The organism is Stenotrophomonas sp. 3diitr2024, assembly GCF_042136455.1.
GTDB lineage: Bacteria > Pseudomonadota > Gammaproteobacteria > Xanthomonadales > Xanthomonadaceae > Stenotrophomonas > Stenotrophomonas sepilia.
In genome coordinates this window covers 1-4,331 of record NZ_JBHHMJ010000568.1, presented here as the reverse complement: position 1 = coordinate 4,331, position 4,331 = coordinate 1, and the positions used below count along the sequence as shown (strand labels likewise).

The window sequence follows — 4,331 nt, the reverse complement described above, 5'->3', positions numbered from 1 at the left end:
ACTACCGAACGCGCCCCCAGCCTTTCCGGCCGGGGGCGCAGGCGGGTCAGTCGACGCTGATCCCGGCCAGGCGCTGCAGCGCCTCAGCGTACTTGGCGCGGGTGCGCTCGATGATGTCGGCCGGGATGTTCGGACCCGGGGCGGTCTTGCCCCAGTCCAGCGTCTCCAGGTAATCGCGCACGAACTGCTTGTCGTAGCTCGGCGGGCTGGTGCCCACTTCGTACTCGTCGGCCGGCCAGTAACGCGAGGAATCCGGCGTCAGCATCTCGTCCATGATGTACAGCCGGCCATCGGCGTCGGTACCGAACTCGAACTTGGTGTCGGCCAGGATGATGCCGCGCTCGCGGGCGTAATCGGCGGCGAACTTGTAGATGCGCAGGGTGGCGTCGCGCACCCGCTCGGCCAGTTCCGCACCGACCTGCTTCACCATCGCGTCGAAATCGATGTTCTCGTCATGGTCGCCGACCGCGGCCTTGGTCGAGGGCGTGAAGATCGGCTCGGGCAGCTGTTCGGCCTGGCGCAGGCCATCGGGCAGGTCGATGCCGCTGACCTTGCCGGTGCGCTGGTAATCCTTCCAGCCGCTGCCGATCAGGTAGCCGCGGGCGATCGCTTCCACCGGCACCGGCTTCAGCTTGCGGGTGACCACCGCGCGCTTGGCGTACAGGGCCGGGTCCACGCCTTCGGGCAGCACGCTGGCCACGTCGATACCGGTCAGGTGGTTGGGCATCAGGTGCGCAGTCTTGGCGAACCAGAAGTTGGAGACCTGGCAGAGCATCTCGCCCTTGCCCGGGATCGGGTCGGGCAGGACCACGTCGAACGCCGACAGGCGATCGGTGGCCACCATCAGCAGGTAGTCGCCCGGCGGGGTCCCTGCGGGCAGCCGCTCGCGCGGGATATCGAACACATCACGCACCTTGCCGCGGTGGCGCAAGGGCAGGCCGGGGAGATCGGATTGCAACAGCGTGGTTGGCACGGGCACTCCTGGGGCGTTGTCGATACGGCTGCCCAACGGACCCGGCGGGCCCGCTGACCAGCGGGCGGCCTAGTGTAAAGCCCTCCGGGCCCGCTGTGACGTAAAATGAGCGTCCATTTCGTCGGTCGACCCCGGAGCGCCATGCGCTGGTACGGAAAACTGCTCGGATTCATCGCCGGCGCCCTGCTGTTCCGGCCCAATCCGCTGTTCGGCGCGGTGGTCGGCCTGCTGATCGGCCATGCCTTTGATTCGGACTGGTTCCGCCTGAACAAGGAGAACCCGTACCGGGAGCTGGGGCTGACTTCCGAAGCCACCGATGCCGAGATCGAACGCGCCTACCGCAAGCTGATCTCGCAGTACCACCCCGACAAGCTTGGCGGCGCCGCCCCCGAGCTGCAGCAGCAGGCCGAGCAGAAGTCGCGGCGGATCAATGCCGCCTACGACCGCATCAAGTCCCTGCGCAAGCGCTGACCCACTTTCCCCTCGTTGCAAGGCCCGGCCATGTCCCACTGCCTCATCGCCCCCTCCATCCTGTCCGCCAACTTCGCCCGCCTCGGCGAGGAAGTCGACAACGTCCTCGCTGCCGGTGCGGACTGGGTCCACTTCGACGTGATGGACAACCACTACGTGCCGAACCTGACCATCGGCCCGATGGTCTGCCAGGCCCTGCGCAAGCACGGCGTCACCGCGCCGATCGACGTGCACCTGATGGTCGAGCCGGTGGACCGCATCATTCCGGACTTCGCCGAGGCCGGTGCCACCTACATCAGCTTCCACCCGGAGGCGAGCCGGCACGTGCACCGCACCATCCAGCTGATCCGCTCGCTGGGCTGCAAGCCGGGCATCGTGCTCAATCCGGCCACCCCGGTGGACATCCTCGACTGGGTGCTGGATGACCTGGACCTGGTGCTGCTGATGTCGGTCAACCCGGGCTTCGGCGGCCAGGCCTTCATCCCCTCGGCGCTGGACAAGCTGCGCGTGGTGCGCAAGATGATCGATGCCAGCGGCAAGGACATCCGCCTGGAGATCGACGGTGGCGTGAAGGCCGACAACATCGGTGAGATCGCTGCCGCCGGCGCCGATACCTTCGTCGCCGGCTCGGCCATCTTCAACGCCAGGACCAGCTACCAGGACGTGATCGCGCAGATGCGCGCGAACGTCGCTGCGGCACGGGGCTGAGCCATGAGTACGGTGGCCGTGTTGAACATCCGCCCGGCCACCATGGCCGATGCTGGCCTGATCCTGCATTTCATCCGCGAGCTGGCCATCTACGAGAAGGCCGAGCATTCGGTGCAGACCGATGAGATCGGCATCGCCGAAAGCCTGTTCGGACCCGATGCCACTGCACGTGCACTGATCTGCGAAGCCGGTGGTGAAGCGATCGGCTATGCGGTGTATTTCTACAACTACTCCACCTGGCTGGGCCGCAAGGGCATCTACCTGGAAGACCTCTATGTCAGCCAGGAAAAGCGTGGCGCGGGTGCCGGCAAGGCGCTGCTGAAGTACATCGCACGCCAGGCCGTGGCCGAAGGCTGCGGCCGTTTCGAATGGTCGGTGCTGGACTGGAACACTCCGGCCATCGCGTTCTACACCGCCGCCGGCGCCAAACCGCAGGACGAGTGGACCGTGTACCGGCTGCAGGGCCAGGCATTGCACGATTTCGCCAACGGGTGAGGCGTGTGGTGGGTGCGAACCTTGGTTCGCACTCCCTGGGTACCCGCCCCCCAAAAAAAAAGCCACGCCAATCACTGGCGTGGCCTCGCTGCATGCGTGGGAGGCTGATCCTGCCTCCATCCGTCGTCCCTGCTATGGCCTTCCATTCTCCAGCAGCTGAATGACACCTGCGTGACATTCACTGCGGGCAAACAGTGCATTGCTAGCCTGTGCCGCCCTGACCTGGAAGTACCGCATGACCACCCCGCGCTGGCGCCTGATCCTCAACGGCAAATCGGCTGGCAACGATGAACTGCGCGGCGCCGTGGGCCATTGGCGCGGGCAGGGCGTGCAGCTGGAGGTGCGGGTGACCTGGGAAGACGGTGACGCCGAACGCTACGTTGCCGAGGCCATCAATCATGGCGTGGACGTGATCGTGGCGGCCGGTGGCGATGGCACGCTCAGCGCGGTGGCCGAGACGCTGGCCCATCGTGAGGAACCGGCGGAAGCGCTGCCTTCGCTGGCGTTGATTCCGATGGGGACCGCCAACGACTTCGCCACGTCGGCAGGCATTCCCACTGAGCCCGGCGATGCCCTCGCGCTGATCGGCCAGGTGCCGGCACGGTCCATCGACCTGTTGCGCGTGGATGCCGATGGCACGCCCTGGTGGTGCGCCAACCTCGCCAGCGGTGGCTTCGGTACGCAGGTGACGGTGGAGACCGATGCCGGATTGAAGAAGATGCTCGGTGGGCTGGCCTACGTGATCACCGGCATCGCCAAGCTGGGCCGCATCGAGCCGATCGCCGCGCGGCTGTCCGGCCCGGATTTCGCGTGGGAAGGTGACTTCATCGCGCTCGGCATCGGCAATGGCCGGCAGGCCGGCGGTGGCCAGCAGCTGTGCCCGCAGGCACTGATCGATGATGGACTGCTGGATGTGACCGTGCTTCCGGAACTGGAAGGGGAGGTCGCCGCCACCCTCGGCCAGATGCTGAAGTCCGGTACCCAGGCCGCACTGGAACAGCTGGCCACACGGGCGCGGCTGTCGTGGCTGCAGATCGATGCGCCCAAGGCGCTGACCCTGAATCTGGACGGCGAACCGGTGCAGGCCCGTCGCTTTCGCGTCGAGTGCGTGCCGGGCAGGGTGCGGATGCATCTGCCGACCGGATGCCCGTTGCTGGAGGGGCAGGGGTAGAGTCATCAGTCCCCGTGGCCACTGCGGGCGTCCGGTGGTTCAGTTTCCCAGGGTTCCCCTGCCGCGCAAGCTGCGATACAGTCGAGGGGTGTCCAGCCTGACGACCCCGCATACTCTTTCTTCCGCACGCCGTTGGTGGCGATGGTGGCCCGTTGCCGTCGTCCGCCCCCATAACGCTGTGTCCCGGAAGGAAAGTCGTCTTGAACTCGCACGCTCAGTTTCAGCAGCAGGCCGCTGAAGGCCACACCCACATTCCCGTCGTCCGCGAAGTGCTGTCCGACCTGGACACGCCGCTTTCGGTCTATCTGAAGCTCGCCGACGGCCCCAATACCTACCTGTTTGAATCCGTCGAAGGCGGCGAGCGCTTTGGTCGTTACTCGATCATCGGCCTGCCGGCGCGCCGCGTGTATGCCTTCCACGGCCATACGCTGACCGTGCGCGAAGACGGCCAGGTGGTGGACACCCGCGAGGTAGCCGATCCCTTCGCCGAAGTCGAGGCGCTGCGCAGCGCCC

At 66.4% G+C, this 4,331-nt stretch carries 5 protein-coding genes and 1 pseudogene; 5 read left to right on the top strand and 1 reads right to left on the bottom strand.

Annotation, left to right across the window (positions count from 1 at the left end):
* Positions 1-46: 46 nt before the first annotated feature.
* Positions 47-973 (bottom strand): phosphoribosylaminoimidazolesuccinocarboxamide synthase, encoded by a 927-nt coding sequence (locus ABGA94_RS14630; RefSeq protein WP_032954595.1) that lies wholly within the window; start codon positions 971-973, stop codon positions 47-49.
* A gap of 141 nt (positions 974-1,114) precedes the next feature.
* Here ABGA94_RS14630 and ABGA94_RS14625 point away from each other — a divergent pair, with 141 nt between their 5' ends.
* The 5 genes and pseudogenes from ABGA94_RS14625 to ABGA94_RS14605 form a co-directional block, all read left to right on the top strand.
* Positions 1,115-1,444 carry a DnaJ family molecular chaperone gene (locus ABGA94_RS14625; RefSeq protein WP_005419845.1) on the top strand — a complete coding sequence of 110 codons (330 nt, stop codon included), beginning with the start codon at positions 1,115-1,117 and terminating at the stop codon, positions 1,442-1,444.
* Between the two features lie 30 nt (positions 1,445-1,474).
* Positions 1,475-2,152 (top strand): ribulose-phosphate 3-epimerase, encoded by a 678-nt coding sequence (gene rpe, locus ABGA94_RS14620; protein ID WP_005419843.1) that lies wholly within the window; start codon positions 1,475-1,477, stop codon positions 2,150-2,152.
* Positions 2,153-2,164: 12 nt separating this feature from the next.
* Entirely contained in the window at positions 2,165-2,647 is a 483-nt protein-coding gene (locus ABGA94_RS14615; RefSeq protein WP_353075682.1) for a GNAT family N-acetyltransferase, read from the top strand.
* 235 nt (positions 2,648-2,882) lie between these two features.
* The gene (gene yegS, locus ABGA94_RS14610; protein WP_353075619.1) at positions 2,883-3,818 is read left to right on the top strand and encodes a lipid kinase YegS; all 936 of its coding nucleotides are present in this window, start codon (positions 2,883-2,885) and stop codon (positions 3,816-3,818) included.
* Positions 3,819-4,018: 200 nt separating this feature from the next.
* Positions 4,019-4,331, top strand: a pseudogene (locus ABGA94_RS14605) (anthranilate synthase component I); the annotation flags it as partial.